This is a genomic window from Pseudomonas caspiana (genome assembly GCF_040224095.2).
In the GTDB taxonomy this organism is placed as follows: domain Bacteria; phylum Pseudomonadota; class Gammaproteobacteria; order Pseudomonadales; family Pseudomonadaceae; genus Aquipseudomonas; species Aquipseudomonas caspiana.
This window is the reverse complement of the sequence record NZ_CP167995.1, coordinates 5,295,376-5,310,498: the sequence shown is the minus strand read 5'-3', so window position 1 is coordinate 5,310,498 and position 15,123 is coordinate 5,295,376. Positions and strand designations below refer to the sequence as shown.

Here is a 15,123-nt window from a genome sequence, read left to right as displayed (position 1 = left end):
ACCGTTTGGTGGGGTGTCAGGTAGGAGGCAACTTGTTGGCGAAAGGTTTCGTACGCTCATTCTCCCCCCAACTGCTCCAGCATCCACTTGGCAAAATCCCTGATCTTCGGCACTTCAGCCGCATGCTCCGGGTAGGCCATGTAGTACGCGTCGCTGCTCGGCAAAGCGTGGTGCCAAGGGATGACCAGCTTGCCGTCGGCCAGTTCTTCTTCCACCAGAAAACGCGGCAGCAGGGCGACGCCGCAGCCGACCTGTGCAGCCCGAATGCACATGTAGAACGTTTCGAAGCGCGGCCCGTGGTAGCTGTGTTCGGTGTGATAGCCCTGACTGTCGAACCAGTCATGCCAGCCTTGCGGACGATTGGCGTTTTGCAGCAGGACCAGATCGGCCAATTGCGTCGGATCGGTAAACGGCGTCGCGGGTAGGGCGCTCGGTGCGCAGACGGGCACCAGTTCTTCGCCGAACAAGCGAATACTCTCCGCTCCCGGCCGTGCGCCCTGGCCGAAGTAAAACGTGAAATCGCAGCGGCTTTGAATCAGGTCATCGTTTTCCTGCTCGTTGACCACATCCAGATGGATATGCGGATGGCGCAGACGCCAGCCTTTCAAGCGCGGCACCAGCCAGCGTGCGCCGAAGGTCGAGGGTGTAGAAACCCGCAGCACCTCGGTTTCGCCGCCATAGGAGCGCAGGAAGTGGGTGGACATCTCCATCTGGCTCAGAATCTTGCGCACTTCGCCCAGGTACAGCGCGCCCGCCGGGGTCAACTGCAAACGGCGACGCACGCGGCGGAACAGTAAGTGCTGGACTAATTCCTCAAGCTGCGCCACTTGCTTGCTGACCGCACTTTGCGTGAGGTTCAGTTCCTCGGCCGCGCGCGTGAAGCTCAAATGCCGGGTGACCGCTTCGAAGCATTGCAACGCTGTGATGGACGGCAGGTGGCGTCTGTTGAGCATGTTCTAGCCTTTTCCGATCTTGATACTGCGAGCATGAATAAAAGGAATGATATCTCGCCTAATGGTCGTTTGTTGATGGCGTTAAGGCCAGTTATTACTAGAGCCTGAAGATTTACCGTTATTTCAGCATTCCCGAAATCAGGAGAGAACATGCTTACCGACCTGCTAACCCGCCTCGGTGTCGACCCCGCGCTTTACCAGAAGGGCGACCAGCCTGTTCACACCCCCATCGACGGCAGCCGAATTGGCGCGGTGAGTTGGGAAGGCGCTGCCGAAGTCGAGCAGCAGGTCACACGTGCCGACGCTGCGTTCCAGGCCTGGCGCAAAGTACCGGCCCCGCGTCGCGGCGAGCTGATTCGTCTGTTCGGTGAAGCGCTGCGCAAGCACAAGGCTGATCTGGGGGAGCTGGTTTCCTGGGAGGCTGGCAAGATCACTCAGGAAGGTCTGGGTGAAGTGCAGGAAATGATCGATATCTGCGACTTCGCCGTCGGCCTGTCTCGCCAGTTGTACGGCTTGACCATCGCCTCCGAGCGTCCAGGCCACCACATGCGTGAAACCTGGCATCCGCTGGGCGTTGTTGGCGTGATCAGTGCGTTCAACTTCCCGGTCGCGGTCTGGTCTTGGAATACCGCGTTGGCGCTGGTGTGCGGCAACTCGGTGATCTGGAAACCGTCGGAGAAAACGCCGTTGACCGGTCTGGCGTGTCAGGCGCTGTTCGACAAAGTTGCGGCTGACTTCGCCGATGCGCCGAAGTATCTGGCACAGGTGGTCATTGGTGGTCGCGATGCCGGTGAAGCGCTGGTCGATGATCCGCGTGTGGCTCTGATCAGTGCAACGGGCAGCACCCGAATGGGGCGTGAAGTGGCTCCAAAAGTCGCCGCGCGTTTCGCTCGCAGCATCCTCGAACTGGGCGGTAACAACGCCATGATTCTCAGCCCGACAGCCGACCTGGATCTCGCCGTACGTGCCATCCTGTTCAGCGCTGTAGGGACTGCCGGGCAGCGTTGCACGAGTTTGCGTCGTTTGATCGCCCATGAGTCGGTGAGGGCCGAGATCGTTTCGCGTCTGAAAACCGCTTACGAGAAAATCCGGATTGGTCACCCGCTGGAAGGCAATCTGATCGGTCCGCTGATCGACAAACACAGCTATCAAGCCATGCAGGATGCGCTGGAGCAGGCAACGAGCGAAGGCGGCAAGGTGTTTGGCGGCAAGCGGCAGCTGGAAGATAAATTCCCCAATGCCTATTACGTGTCTCCAGCCATCGTTGAGATGCCAGAACAGAGCGACGTCGTGCGCGATGAGACTTTCGCACCGATTCTGTACGTAGTGGGCTACGAAGATTTCAACGAAGCGCTGCGTTTGAACAACGCCGTGCCGCAAGGTCTGTCGTCGTGCATTTTCACCACGGATGTGCGCGAGGCTGAGCAGTTCATGTCGGCGCTGGGCAGCGATTGCGGTATCGCAAACGTCAACATCGGCCCGAGCGGTGCTGAAATCGGCGGCGCATTCGGGGGTGAGAAAGAAACCGGTGGCGGTCGTGAGTCCGGCTCCGATTCGTGGCGCGCTTACATGCGTCGCCAGACAGCAACCGTGAACTACTCGCTGGAACTGCCGCTGGCGCAGGGCATTACGTTCGATTGAGGCCTGGCTTCGGCACAACGCAATCCCTGTAGGAGCTCTCCGAGATTACGAGGCCAGCGATGGCGATATGTCTGACACATCGCCATCGCTGGCCTCGTAATCTCGGTGAGTTCCTACAGGATAGGGGCAGCCAAAAGATGCGATTTTCCGCAGTAGCTCATATCCTCCACTAACCTCAATTGGTGCGTCCCGTAGCGCCAGCGCACCGACGGTGTGCAGTTAGGTGACGCATGCTGTTACAGCAGGGTTGTACGTGGCTTGATGCGTAGGTTGCTACCTATTTCAGTCGTGGTTGCACCTTTTTATTCAAAGGTTGCACATTGCTTGATGTAGAGGGTTGCATGCGCCGTAGTGCAAGGCTTTAGCCGGGCCAAACGCAACAAATCCATGAGTTTCATCAGAATAAAAAACGAATGGCACGCCACTTGCTCAGAGCAACTCTGTAGTTGCAGTGCTAATCAAAAAAATCTCAGGAGCACCACTCATGTCGCAGACGTTTTACAGAAAAGGCTTTCTTGCACTTGCAGTCGCTACTGCATTCGGTGTGTCTTCGTTTGCTCAGGCTGATCTGAAGATCGGTGTCGCGGGGCCAATGACTGGCGCCAACGCATCGTTTGGTGAGCAATACATGAAGGGCGCTCAAGCAGCTGCCGACGCGATCAACAAAGCTGGCGGCGTTAACGGCGAAAAAATTGTACTGACGTCGTATGACGATGCCTGCGAACCGAAACAGGCCGTTGCCGTCGCCAACAAGGCAGCGTCCGACAAAGTCGCGGGCGTTGTCGGTCACTTCTGCTCCTCCTCGACGATCCCCGCATCGGAAGTTTATGACGAAGCAGGCATCATCGCGATTACCCCAGGCTCTACCAACCCGACGGTGACCGAGCGCGGCCTGACCGCGATGTTCCGCATGTGCGGTCGTGATGACCAGCAAGGTATCGTGGCGGGCGACTACATTGTCGATGTCCTGAAAGGCAAGAAAATCGCCGTCATCAACGACAAAGATACCTACGGCAAAGGCCTGGCTGATGCGACCGCCAAGCAGCTCACCGCTCGCGGCGTGAAACCGGTTCTTGAAGAAGGCCTGACCCGAGGCGAGAAAGACTTCAGCGCCCTGGTTACCAAAATCCGCTCTGTCGGCGCAGACGTCGTCTACTTCGGCGGCCTGCACCCGGAAGCCGGTCCTCTGGTTCGTCAGATGCGTGAGCAAGGTCTGAAAGACGTCAAGTTCATGTCCGATGACGGCATCGTGACCGACGAACTGGTTACCACCGCTGGCGGCGCGCAATACGTTGATGGCGTGTACATGACATTCGGCGCTGACCCACGCGTACTGCCAGACAGCAAGGCCATCGTGGATGAGTTTCGCAAGTCCGGCTACGAGCCCGAAGGCTACACACTGTATGCCTACGCTTCGGTCCAGGCCCTGGCCGCTGGCTTCAATGGCGCCAAATCCAACAAGGGCGAAGACGCCAGCAAGTGGCTCAAAGCTCACCCCGTTAAAACCGTAATGGGCGAGAAAGCCTGGGATTCCAAAGGTGACCTCAAGGTTTCCGATTACGTGGTTTATCAGTGGGACAAAGACGGTAAATACCACCAGCTTGAAAAACAGAAGTAAGCAAAACGCATAGCCGCGCGGGTGCCTCAAGGTGCTCGCGCGTCTTGGTAATGGGGGCGCAAGGTCGCGAACCCCGAAGTTCTTCTGTCAGCTACTGGGTGACGGTCCTCTGATCCTCACAAGGGAACCGTGGGCCGGCATCAGCAGCCTTTCAAGTTCGTGAGCGTGCGTGATGGACGGTATTTTCCTGCAGCAAATGATCAACGGTCTGACCCTCGGGTCGGTCTACGGTTTGATCGCCATCGGTTACACGATGGTCTACGGCATCATCGGCATGATCAACTTCGCCCACGGCGACGTGTATATGATCTCCGCGTACCTGGCCGCCATCGGCTTGGCCGTCCTTTCATTTTTTGGTCTGGAGTCTTTCCCTTTCCTCATTCTCGGCACGCTGATCTTCACCATTGTGGTGACCGGCGTGTATGGCTTTGTCATTGAGCGTGTGGCTTACAAACCACTGCGTAACTCGACACGCCTTGCTCCCCTGATCAGCGCCATTGGTATCTCGCTGATCCTGCAAAACTACGCGCAAATCAGCCAAGGGGCGCGCCAGCAAGGCGTACCGACCCTGCTTGAAGGCGCATGGCGCTTTGAAGTGGGCAGTGGCTTTGTGCAGATCACTTACACCAAGATCTTCATCCTGATTGCTGCGTTTGTCGGCATGGGCGTACTGACCTACATCATCAAGTACACCAAGCTGGGCCGGATGTGCCGTGCGACCCAACAGGATCGCAAGATGGCATCGATTCTGGGCATCAATACCGATCGAGTGATTTCCTACGTGTTTATCATCGGTGCTGCCATGGCCGCATTGGCCGGTGTGCTGATCACCATGAATTACGGCACCTTTGACTTCTACGCCGGCTTCATCATTGGCATCAAGGCGTTCACGGCTGCGGTGCTAGGCGGCATTGGTTCGCTGCCGGGCGCGATGCTCGGTGGGTTGATCCTGGGAGTTGCGGAGTCGCAGTTCTCCGGTTTGATCAACTCAGATTACAAAGACGTGTTCAGCTTCGGCCTGTTGGTACTGATCCTGATTTTCCGTCCTCAAGGCCTGCTGGGTCGCCCACTCGTGGCGAAGGTATAAATATGTCTGCTCCTATAAAACCCGTCAGTTTCAAACAAAGCCTGATCGATGCCGTGATTGCGGGTCTATTGGCGCTGATTGTCTTTGGTCCGATTGTTGGTGTGGTGCTCGACGGTTATAGCTTCAACCTTGAGCCTACCCGCGTTGCCGTTCTGGTCAGCGTTGTCATGGTCGGTCGTCTGCTGTTAAGCCTGTTCATGCAGACGCCCAAGGGCTTGAGCATTGCCCAGAGCTTTGAGAGCTCGGGTTCCGGTGTTCATGTGCTGCCACCGGATTACAAGTCGCGTCTGCGCTTCATCATCCCGGCGATGATCGTCATCGCCATGGTGTTCCCGGTGTTTGCCGACAAGTACGTGCTGACGGTCGTCATTCTGGGGCTGATCTACGTGTTGCTCGGCCTTGGCTTGAACATCGTAGTTGGCTTGGCCGGTTTGCTTGACCTCGGTTACGTGGCGTTCTACGCCATCGGCGCCTATGGTCTGGCGCTGGGGTATCAATACCTCGGCCTGGGCTTCTGGTCGGCGTTGCCGTTGGCAGCCATCGCTGCGGCTTTGGCCGGTTGCATACTGGGCTTCCCGGTGTTGCGCATGCACGGTGATTATCTGGCCATTGTCACGCTGGGCTTTGGTGAAATCATCCGGCTGGTGCTGAATAACTGGCTGTCTTTCACCGGTGGCCCAAACGGCGTTGCGGTTCCTTCGCCGACTTTCTTCGGTCTGGAGTTCGGACGTCGCGCCAAAGACGGCGGGGTGCCCATCCATGAGTATTTCGGTTTCGATTATAACCCCGACCTCAAATTCATCTTCATCTACGCGGTGCTGTTCCTAGTCGTCCTGGCGGTGTTGTACATCAAGCATCGTCTGACCCGCATGCCGATCGGCCGTGCCTGGGAAGCGCTGCGAGAAGACGAGATTGCCTGCCGTTCCATGGGCCTGAACCACGTTCTGGTGAAACTCTCGGCATTCACTATCGGCGCATCGACTGCGGGCCTGGCAGGGGTGTTTTTCGCCAGCTATCAGGGCTTCATCAACCCGACCTCGTTCACCTTCTTCGAGTCAGCATTGATCCTTGCCATCGTGGTACTGGGCGGGATGGGATCGACCATGGGCGTGGTCATTGCCGCGTTTGTGTTGACGGTCGCTCCTGAGTTACTGCGCAGCTTTGCGGAATACCGTGTGTTGCTGTTCGGGATACTCATGGTGTTGATGATGATCTGGCGGCCGCGCGGGCTGATTCGTGTTTCACGTACCGGGGTTACTCCACGCAAGGGGGTTGCGCCATGAGCAACGACATCGTTCTTTCGGTTGAGCACCTGATGATGCACTTCGGCGGCATCAAGGCGCTCAGCGACGTCAGCATTCAAGTGCGACGCAATTCCATTTTTGCCCTGATCGGCCCTAATGGCGCAGGCAAGACTACGGTCTTCAACTGCCTGACCGGTTTCTACAAAGCCACTGGCGGGCGCATCGAATTGCACACCCGAGGCAAGACCACCAACGTGATCAAGCTGCTGGGTGAACCGTTCAAGGGGGCGGACTTTGTCTCGCCGAAAAGCTTCCTCAGTCGTGTCTACTACAAGATGTTCGGCGGCACGCATCTGGTGAATCGGGCAGGGCTGGCGCGGACTTTCCAGAACATTCGTCTGTTCAAGGAAATGTCTGTACTGGAAAACCTTCTGGTGGCGCAGCACATGTGGGTCAATCGCAGCCTGTTGGCCGGCATCCTCAATACCAAGGGTTATCGCGAGGCCGAGGAAGTCGCTATCAACACGGCGTTCTACTGGCTGGAAGTGGTGGACCTTGTTGATTGTGCCAACCGCCTGGCGGGTGAGCTTTCCTACGGTCAACAACGCCGTCTGGAGATCGCCCGCGCCATGTGCACCCGGCCGCAGGTGATTTGCCTGGACGAACCGGCAGCGGGCCTCAATCCTCAGGAAACCGAAGCGCTGAGCGGCATGATCCGCCTGCTGCGCGATGAACACGATATGACCATCGTGCTGATCGAGCACGACATGGGCATGGTCATGGGGATTTCCGACGATATTGTGGTGCTCGACCACGGCAACGTGATTGCCACTGGTGGGCCTGAACAGATCCGCAACGATCCGAAAGTGATCGCGGCGTATCTGGGCGCTGATGAAGAGGAACTGGTATGAGTACGCCGATCCTCGAAATGAAAGAGATCGATGTGTTTTACGGGCCGATTCAGGCCCTGAAAAAAGTCTCGTTGCACATCAATGAAGGCGAAACCGTCAGCCTGATCGGCTCCAACGGCGCGGGCAAGTCCACGCTGCTGATGTCGATTTTTGGGCAGCCACGGGCGGCTGCCGGGCAGATCATTTATCAGGGCACCGACATCACCCAGAAGTCGTCCCACTACATCGCGTCCAACGGCATTGCGCAGTCGCCGGAAGGACGCCGGGTGTTCCCCGACATGTCAGTCGAGGAAAACCTGATGATGGGCACCATCCCGATTGGCGACAAACATTCGGCTGAAGACATGCAGCGCATGTTCGAACTGTTTCCGCGTCTCAAGGAGCGACGTAATCAGCGGGCCATGACCATGTCCGGAGGCGAGCAACAAATGCTCGCTATCGCACGGGCCTTGATGAGTCGCCCGAAGTTGCTGTTGCTCGATGAGCCGAGCCTGGGTCTGGCTCCGATCATCGTCAAACAGATCTTCGCCACCCTGCGTGAACTGGCCTCTACCGGCATGACCATCTTCCTCGTCGAGCAAAACGCGAACCACGCGCTGAAGCTGTCGGACCGGGCGTATGTGATGGTCAACGGCGAGATCCGCCTCAGCGGCACGGGGCAGGAGTTGCTGGTTAATGAAGAGGTGCGTAACGCTTATCTGGGGGGGCATTGATGAGCTGCCGGGAGGGAAATTGCCGGCAACTCAAATGTCTTTACATTGGCCGAGCCGTCAAGGCTTAAATACCCACCGACGGAGCAGTGCTAGCCCGATTAATAATAAAAAAGCGCAGAAAGATAGACATGATATTTTTATTATGAAGGTCAACTGCTCCACAAACACCACCGAGTCGACAATTTTTTGCAGGCAATTTTCTTGAATAAAATGCTGAAGCGTTGATCCTGATTGTGAAGGCTGTAAACAATTAGCTTCCCTTGAAGGCATTTTAAGGGTTATAAATATAGTCGTTAAAACTGCAAGGCTTATAAAGAGGCCAATTGTTTTCTTTTGGAATAAGCTTAGTTTGTTTTCAAATGTAATTTGCATTATGGTGTCCTAGTTTAAAATCTGCATTCCATTTTTTCGGTAAGCAATAGTCTATTGGTTTAGTGTTAGGTTTGTATAATTGTTTTATCCTCGAGCCGGGCTTTCCTAGCTCAGGTCTTTTTACTCTAAGATATTTGTCGACTTCACAAAAGATGTTTTGGCAGTCGATAAGTTGTAATGGTCTGTTCTTTATCGGAATAAATGATAATTCAAGCCTTTTAAACTCATGTTCTTGCTCTGCCGCCATTTTTTCAATGATATACGTAAAGTCCTCCTCCGTTGCCCGAGGGAAACATTTTATGATCCCTCTTTTTGCACCGGGCCCCGCCATTACGAATTGGCATTCTAAAGCGTCAGAAAAGCTACTGTATGCGATATCTGTTGCATACTGGTATGCTAAAAAACGTCCTATGCTCGGGATTTTTAAGAACATCTCATATATTCTTTTTAGGTGGTTTAGATCCCATATTGAATTGTGCATTTCAAGGCTGAGCATGTGGCGAATCATACGTAAATTGTTTTCGTGCTTTATGGCGCTGCCCCACTCCCGTTTACCTGAGGGCATTATGTAGGCCGCTGAGTAAATTTTTAATTTATTTTTTTTGATGGTCGTTAGCGTGTTGGCATAATGTTTTTCGTTGAAATTTTCAATTGTTAAGGGGCCAAGCTCTTTCTCTAATGCTTCCCATGTTTCAATTTTATTAAATACTTTGAAGATAATAGTTCTAAAAAAAATATTAGCCGGGCTTTGTTTGTCGTCTGATGTGATCTGGCGGACGAGGTACTGCGATGTTCGATCTAGAACTCTGTAGCAGTTGGTGAATTTGTATTCGCTAAGTATCGGAGAGTGATCTGATTTTATGTTGTATAAAGTATCGATGAAACGCTGTTGGCGAAGAGCGGAGAATCGCCAGTAATCATCATAAGCCATTGATTTAGATAAGTTTTTTCTAAATATCGTTTCCATTTTTATTTATAGGCCTATCGCTTTTCCGAGCTCGGCCCCAGCTGCAATTATTTTTTCTCTGAGCGAAAAAGCAATTACCGCAGTAAAAACAGCAAAGATAATAGTGGAGTATCTGGTGACTATTTTACTTTCAAGTGTAAGTAGTTCTTTCTTGAGTTCGTCGATCTCTTTCTTTAGTTTGAATGGTGAATACACCTCGCCCATCATGTTTGAGATTTTTTCATGATCTAGATGCGTGGGTGGGTTATCAATATTTTTTGCGTATTCTTTGCTGGCAGAGTTATCAAGGTCTGCATACCATATGAGCGCAAATGGTGCGCCTTTCTCAAGAACTATGCTTGTTGGTCCTGCGTTATAGACCGAGAAGGTAAGTTTGCCCTTCCATCCAGGGTCAACATGAAAGCCTGATACGTTAATCAATCCTTTGAATTTATATTTAGCTTTGAAAGATATCAGTGCTAATGCTGTTGCAGGGACTTTAACTGTTTCAGCTGTGAGGAGTAACGCAAATTGGCCAGTGGGAATAACAAACTGCGGGTTTTTGTCGGTTAGATTCTGTTTTACGTTAGGATCTTTCTCGCCGTTAGGTGTGATGTATACCTCATCTCCTACGGTTAGAGATATGGCAGCACAATCAACGCTCTTAGGGTCAGCAAACCCGCTAGGTGTTTCTATCAGGTTACGTAATTCAGCAGTAAGTTTATTTCCACTCCAAAACATCCTTCAGTATCCCTTTTTATAATTACCTAACTTGTTAAAAAAGTAATTTTTACTCTCTACTTCGTAAAGCCGGTTAGCAATTTTTTCTGGGATGTCACGCATGTCGGAGCTATAGCAAAGCGCAAGCAAGGCCTTGAATATACTTGCTATATTGTCAAGTATTCCTTCTCGATATTCGAGTGTTTCAAGGTGGTCTAATGATTCAACGAGTTTACACATTCTTCCCGTGCAGCCAAGTATTTCTAACGTTATTTTTGTGTCGGGGTCGCTGCTATAAAAATCGTATGAATGAAATATTTTCTCAGCCGCTGAGTCAATACTTTCTTGGCTTGAAAAAGATTCGGGTAGTGCGAATTTTGATAATAATTTGCTAAATATATTAGCGCACGAAAAGGCGATTATGAGCGCGTCAATTGCAGTCTTTTTTAATGTTTCAGAATCTCGTTCGAATGCTGCAATCGTCAGCTTTGAGCTATATTTTGACATGTGCAGCGTCATATGAGTTATGCGCTGCTGGACTGTCAAAAGCCAAATCTCTTTGTGATAGGCCTCGTCGTGCTGCAGCTGCTTCCACTGCATTTCTTCGAGTTGACTGAAAAGTGGCATAGTCAAGTCCTAGGGTCCGTAAGCTGGTGTAAAAATTATAGGTTTCAGAATAGATTAAAACCATGCGCTGCATTCTACTACACAATATTGATCAACCCACGAATTCGATGACTAGCCGATTTCATCGTCGAGCGTGCTGGAAGCCTTGGCTAACCAAGCGTGTCAAACGTCAGTGATCACCGCTTTGCCTCGACCCTGCGGGAATTAGCGCAGACCGGCATGACCATCTTTCTGGTCGAGCAAAACGCCAACCATGCGCTGAAGCTGTCGGACCGGGCGTATGTGATGGTCAACGGCGAGATCCGCCTGAGCGGCACGGGGCAGGAGTTGCTGGTCAATGAAGAGGTGCGTAATGCGTATCTGGGCGGGCATTAATAGGCTGGCGTGACTCCTGCGACGACGCAATACATGGGTAGGAGCGAACTTGTTCGCGAGGTTGTGTGCCTGTAAAACCGCATCAGCCTCCCTCGCCAACAAGTTGCCTCCTACCTTTGAGCGCGGTGGGCCTGAGACTGCGCAATGCCTGGTAGGAGCGAACTTGTTCGCGAGGCGGCATGCCTGAAGAACCGCGTCAGCCTTTCTCGCCAACAAGTTGCCTCCTACCTTTGAAGGCGGTGCGATGCCTGAGAGATCGCATTTTAATCCCTTCGGCTTTGCACCGTCTCAGCTCACAACGGAATCATCGTTGTCGACAGCACCGAACGCAGTCCCATGAACGAGCGAATCTGGCGCACGCCGGGCAGATACAGCAACTGCTCGGCGTGCAGTCGGTTGAAACTCTGGCTGTCGCGAGTACGCAGCATCATCAAGTAGTCAAATTCCCCCGTCACCACATGCAGCTCCATACAGCCCGAGATTTTCTGCGCAGCGGTCTCGAAGGCCGAGAATGACTCCGGCGTCGAGCGATCCAGCACTACCCCAATGATCACCACCATCCCCGCATCCAGCGCTTCGTAATCCAGCACCGCCACAATCTTCTTGATCAGCCCTGCCTGCTTCAGGCGTTCGACTCGTCGCAAGCAGGCCGGGGCACTGAGCTTGACCTTTTCCGCCAGCGCGACGTTAGAGATCGAAGCGTCTTTTTGCAGGGCTTTGAGGATGGCCCGGTCAATTCGGTCGGTACTGCTGGCGTCTGCGCTGATAGTCATTTTGGTAGTGATCTTTTATTGCGTGATTGAGATAATCCTAACAATTTAATTAAGTTAAATCTCCAGCGGGTTAATAAAGAACCGAAAATAGCCTTAAGTTTGCAACCCGTTTTTTTGCTCGTTTCCTTAACATTGAGTTCATCGCAAGCACTGCAGAACGTGCCTGGATACTCTCACTATCAAGGAGCCCTGTTATGAATCTGAGCAAATTCAAGCGCTACCCTTTGACGTTTGGTCCTTCGCCCATCACGCCTCTCAAGCGACTCAGTGCGCACTTGGGTGGCAAGGTCGATCTGTATGCCAAGCGTGAAGACTGCAACAGCGGTCTGGCCTTCGGCGGTAACAAAACCCGCAAGCTTGAGTACCTCATTCCAGAAGCGCTGGAGCAGGGCTGCGACACGCTGGTGTCCATCGGCGGTATTCAATCCAACCAGACGCGCCAGGTGGCTGCCGTAGCGGCTCACCTGGGCATGAAGTGCGTGCTGGTTCAGGAGAACTGGGTCAACTATTCCGATGCGGTGTATGACCGGGTCGGCAACATCGAGATGTCGCGAATCATGGGCGCTGATGTGCGCCTGGACGCGGCCGGATTCGACATTGGCATTCGTCCGAGTTGGGAAAAAGCCATGTCGGACGTTGAGGAAAGCGGCGGCAAGCCTTTCCCGATTCCTGCTGGTTGTTCCGAACATCCTTACGGCGGACTGGGCTTTGTTGGCTTCGCCGAAGAAGTCCGCGAGCAGGAGAAAGAGCTGGGCTTCAAGTTTGACTACATCGTGGTCTGCTCGGTAACCGGCAGCACCCACGCGGGCATGCTGGTGGGATTCGCTGCGGATGGTCGCGCACGCCGGGTGATTGGTATCGATGCGTCAGCCAAGCCGGAAAAGACCAAGGCGCAGGTTCTGCGCATCGCACAAAACACCGCGAAGCTCGTGGAACTGGGGCAGGACATTACCGAAGAGGACGTCATCCTCGACACGCGTTTCGCTTATCCGGAATATGGTCTGCCGAACGAAGGTACCCTTGAAGCAATCCGCCTGTGCGCTCGAACCGAAGGCGTACTGACTGACCCTGTGTATGAAGGCAAGTCGATGCACGGCATGATCGAAATGGTCCGCAACGGCGAATTCCCGGAAGGCTCGAAAGTACTCTACGCCCACTTGGGTGGTGTGCCTGCGTTGAGTGCTTACAGCTTCATCTTCCGTAATGGTTGATAGGTTGGCTCCATAGCTGAATTGGAATGCTGCTTCCTTTGTGGGAGCAGAGCTTGCTCGCGATTAGGCTGGACGCGGTTCACTTAATCCCGAGTCGCCCTTATCGCGGGCAAGCCCGGCTCCCACAGGATCTGCGTTCATCTTTAGACCGAGTTGCCCTCGTCGTTGGATTGCCAAGCCGAGCACTCACCTAGGTGTGGCGTCCAATTAAACCCCAATAAACCGCTCCTCCAGAATGCTCTTCGCCAACGTGCTGACCTTCGCCAGAATCTCATCAACCTGCTGATCCATCGCGGCTGTTGATAACTCCGACTCCCCAAGTCTTACCACATGCAATTTGTGGCCGCACACAGAGCCCAGCCACGTGAGTTGGGGTGAGAGACTTTCTTCTATATCCAGTAAATAACAACCTTTGGATACCGAGCGCAGCAGTTGACTGGCATGGCACTGAGTGTCCAGGTTTGGTGCGGGCTGGGTCGATTCTGCCCGAAGCCAGTCCTCAAGAAACTCATGAGCTTGTTTGACGTGCAGGTAGGCGACCTGATCCCAATCATCTATCGCACTGCGCAGGCGTTCGCTGATGTAACCGGGTAGTCCGGCGCGCGTGACTATCACCACCCCGACTTCCGGGGAGGGCGCTTTCACCCAGACTGCAGACTCCGATATTCCAAGCATGACAGCGCTCCTGGCGGCTTGAGTAGGCACGTTTTCTCAGTTCTAAACTACTCAAAGTCTGACGGGGTTTCCTACGTATTTAGGCCTCCTGATCGGAACGTCGTACCTGTTGAAAAGGCTCAGCGGATGAACATTCATCATTTGCGCCCTTGGATGGGGGTTTGTTCATGCCCCGGCACGATTTGCGCATGAGCGTTGCTCACTCCGTCTATTTCAAGTGTGCCAAGGGAGGTCAGCGGACGATGAAAGATCAGCTGCAAACGCCGGAAATGACGGTGCAAGAGCGCAAGATCCTGCGTGCGTTGCAGATCGATGGACGAATCAGCAATGCCGATCTCGCCAAAAAGGTCGGGCTCAGTACTACTGCATGCTGGAACCACACCAAGCGCCTGTACGAAAACGGCATCATCAAAAGCGTGCGTGCCCAGATCGACCCCAACGCAGTGCAGCAAGGCACTGTTGTACTTATCGGCGTGGTCCTGGATCGGTCGACCCCTGAGAGCTTCGCAACCTTCGAGGCGGCGGCCCGTGAGTTGCAGCAGGTGCTGGAGTGCTGGCTGGTCGCGGGCGATGTGGATTACTTCATGAAGATCAGAGTCCGTGATCTGCCGGCATTCAATCACCTGCACAATACGAAGATTATTGCGCTGCCCGGAGTGCGTCAGGTGCGAACTTTTTTTGTGTTGAACGAGGTCAAATCTGACGGCCTGCTGTTGATCTGATGTCCTTCGCAGAACAGTGCTTGGCCAATTGTGGAAAACAATTTTGACGGGCCGCTAAACCGCGACATAAAGCCGCTGCAAATGCTTGTTTTGTCACGCTTTTGACTTGTTCAGGTTTACTGTGGAACTGCCTGTGAATAACGTGGGAGCATTTGGCTGCAGGCCTTGTTCTACGTGCCCTGCAGGCTAGTGGTTAAACTTTGATCAGTGATTTTTCAGTCTGCTTCTGGCCCTTTTGTCAACGACTTGGGGGCTGGTTTTTCATACAGTTATTCTGCGCCTCCGCCCTGTGGATAAGTCTGTGGGCAAGCGTTGGAAATAGTTCGCAAACCGGCAGTGGACATAGGCTGAGGGCAATGCCGGAGAATTTTCCCGTTACCGATGTTTCAGGCGCTTTACACGAGGCGATGATGGCGTCAAGCAAAAAACCTTTGTCGCGGCCCTTCAGCCCCCGTAAACCGCGGCCTGTACAAAAAACAGTTGCCCACGGATATTGTGGGCCTGGCTGTGGATAACGTGGGTAAAACCCCGTTTG

The 15,123-nt window shown here is 53.5% G+C and carries 14 protein-coding genes and 1 pseudogene; 9 read left to right on the top strand and 6 right to left on the bottom strand.

Features of this window, described 5'->3' with window-relative positions:
* Nucleotides 1-56: 56 nt before the first annotated feature.
* Nucleotides 57-953 (bottom strand): LysR family transcriptional regulator, encoded by an 897-nt coding sequence (locus tag ABRP31_RS24110; RefSeq protein WP_349971924.1) that lies wholly within the window; start codon nucleotides 951-953, stop codon nucleotides 57-59.
* Nucleotides 954-1,103: 150 nt separating this feature from the next.
* Here ABRP31_RS24110 and ABRP31_RS24105 point away from each other — a divergent pair, with 150 nt between their 5' ends.
* From ABRP31_RS24105 to ABRP31_RS24080, 6 genes are all read left to right on the top strand, one after another.
* A complete protein-coding gene (locus ABRP31_RS24105; protein ID WP_349971925.1) occupies nucleotides 1,104-2,594 on the top strand; it encodes an aldehyde dehydrogenase family protein in 1,491 nt (496 codons plus the stop codon).
* A 484-nt stretch (nucleotides 2,595-3,078) separates the two neighbouring features.
* Complete coding sequence (locus ABRP31_RS24100; protein ID WP_349971926.1) at nucleotides 3,079-4,212, top strand: branched-chain amino acid ABC transporter substrate-binding protein; 1,134 nt, start codon at nucleotides 3,079-3,081, stop codon at nucleotides 4,210-4,212.
* 172 nt (nucleotides 4,213-4,384) lie between these two features.
* Complete coding sequence (locus ABRP31_RS24095) at nucleotides 4,385-5,299, top strand: branched-chain amino acid ABC transporter permease LivH (protein ID WP_349971927.1); 915 nt, start codon at nucleotides 4,385-4,387, stop codon at nucleotides 5,297-5,299.
* A gap of 2 nt (nucleotides 5,300-5,301) precedes the next feature.
* Nucleotides 5,302-6,582: a high-affinity branched-chain amino acid ABC transporter permease LivM gene (livM, locus tag ABRP31_RS24090; protein ID WP_349971928.1), complete on the top strand. Its 1,281-nt coding sequence runs from the start codon at nucleotides 5,302-5,304 to the stop codon at nucleotides 6,580-6,582.
* Nucleotides 6,579-7,454 (top strand): ATP-binding cassette domain-containing protein, encoded by an 876-nt coding sequence (locus tag ABRP31_RS24085; RefSeq protein WP_349971929.1) that lies wholly within the window; start codon nucleotides 6,579-6,581, stop codon nucleotides 7,452-7,454. Before livM ends, ABRP31_RS24085 begins: the two co-directional genes overlap by 4 nt.
* Nucleotides 7,451-8,167, top strand: coding sequence for an ABC transporter ATP-binding protein (locus tag ABRP31_RS24080; protein WP_349971930.1), 717 nt, complete (start codon nucleotides 7,451-7,453; stop codon nucleotides 8,165-8,167). Before ABRP31_RS24085 ends, ABRP31_RS24080 begins: the two co-directional genes overlap by 4 nt.
* Before the next feature lie 355 nt (nucleotides 8,168-8,522).
* Here the strand turns inward: ABRP31_RS24080 and ABRP31_RS24075 are convergent, their stop codons facing one another.
* From ABRP31_RS24075 to ABRP31_RS24065, 3 genes are read right to left on the bottom strand one after another with little or no spacing between them, the layout of a single operon-like run.
* On the bottom strand, nucleotides 8,523-9,506 hold the full coding sequence (locus tag ABRP31_RS24075) for a nucleotide kinase domain-containing protein (RefSeq protein WP_349971931.1): 984 nt from the start codon (nucleotides 9,504-9,506) through the stop codon (nucleotides 8,523-8,525).
* A gap of 6 nt (nucleotides 9,507-9,512) precedes the next feature.
* Nucleotides 9,513-10,226, bottom strand: a complete 714-nt coding sequence (locus ABRP31_RS24070; protein WP_349971932.1) for a hypothetical protein — start codon at nucleotides 10,224-10,226, stop codon at nucleotides 9,513-9,515.
* Between the two features lie 3 nt (nucleotides 10,227-10,229).
* Entirely contained in the window at nucleotides 10,230-10,832 is a 603-nt protein-coding gene (locus ABRP31_RS24065) for a hypothetical protein (RefSeq protein ID WP_349971933.1), read from the bottom strand.
* A gap of 192 nt (nucleotides 10,833-11,024) precedes the next feature.
* On the opposite strand from ABRP31_RS24065, the pseudogene ABRP31_RS24060 reads away from it, so the two are divergent.
* Nucleotides 11,025-11,207: pseudogene (locus tag ABRP31_RS24060) on the top strand (ABC transporter ATP-binding protein); the annotation flags it as partial.
* A 293-nt stretch (nucleotides 11,208-11,500) separates the two neighbouring features.
* Here ABRP31_RS24060 and ABRP31_RS24055 read toward each other — a convergent pair.
* Nucleotides 11,501-11,980 carry an Lrp/AsnC family transcriptional regulator gene (locus ABRP31_RS24055; RefSeq protein ID WP_087269804.1) on the bottom strand — a complete coding sequence of 160 codons (480 nt, stop codon included), beginning with the start codon at nucleotides 11,978-11,980 and terminating at the stop codon, nucleotides 11,501-11,503.
* Nucleotides 11,981-12,174: 194 nt separating this feature from the next.
* On the opposite strand from ABRP31_RS24055, the gene ABRP31_RS24050 reads away from it, so the two are divergent.
* Nucleotides 12,175-13,191 (top strand): 1-aminocyclopropane-1-carboxylate deaminase, encoded by a 1,017-nt coding sequence (locus ABRP31_RS24050; protein WP_087269801.1) that lies wholly within the window; start codon nucleotides 12,175-12,177, stop codon nucleotides 13,189-13,191.
* 207 nt (nucleotides 13,192-13,398) lie between these two features.
* On the opposite strand, the gene ABRP31_RS24045 is transcribed toward ABRP31_RS24050, so the two are convergent.
* The gene (locus ABRP31_RS24045) at nucleotides 13,399-13,866 is read right to left on the bottom strand and encodes a transketolase (RefSeq protein WP_349971934.1); all 468 of its coding nucleotides are present in this window, start codon (nucleotides 13,864-13,866) and stop codon (nucleotides 13,399-13,401) included.
* A 242-nt stretch (nucleotides 13,867-14,108) separates the two neighbouring features.
* Here ABRP31_RS24045 and ABRP31_RS24040 point away from each other — a divergent pair, with 242 nt between their 5' ends.
* Nucleotides 14,109-14,588, top strand: coding sequence for an Lrp/AsnC family transcriptional regulator (locus ABRP31_RS24040; protein WP_349971936.1), 480 nt, complete (start codon nucleotides 14,109-14,111; stop codon nucleotides 14,586-14,588).
* Nucleotides 14,589-15,123 lie beyond the last annotated feature (535 nt).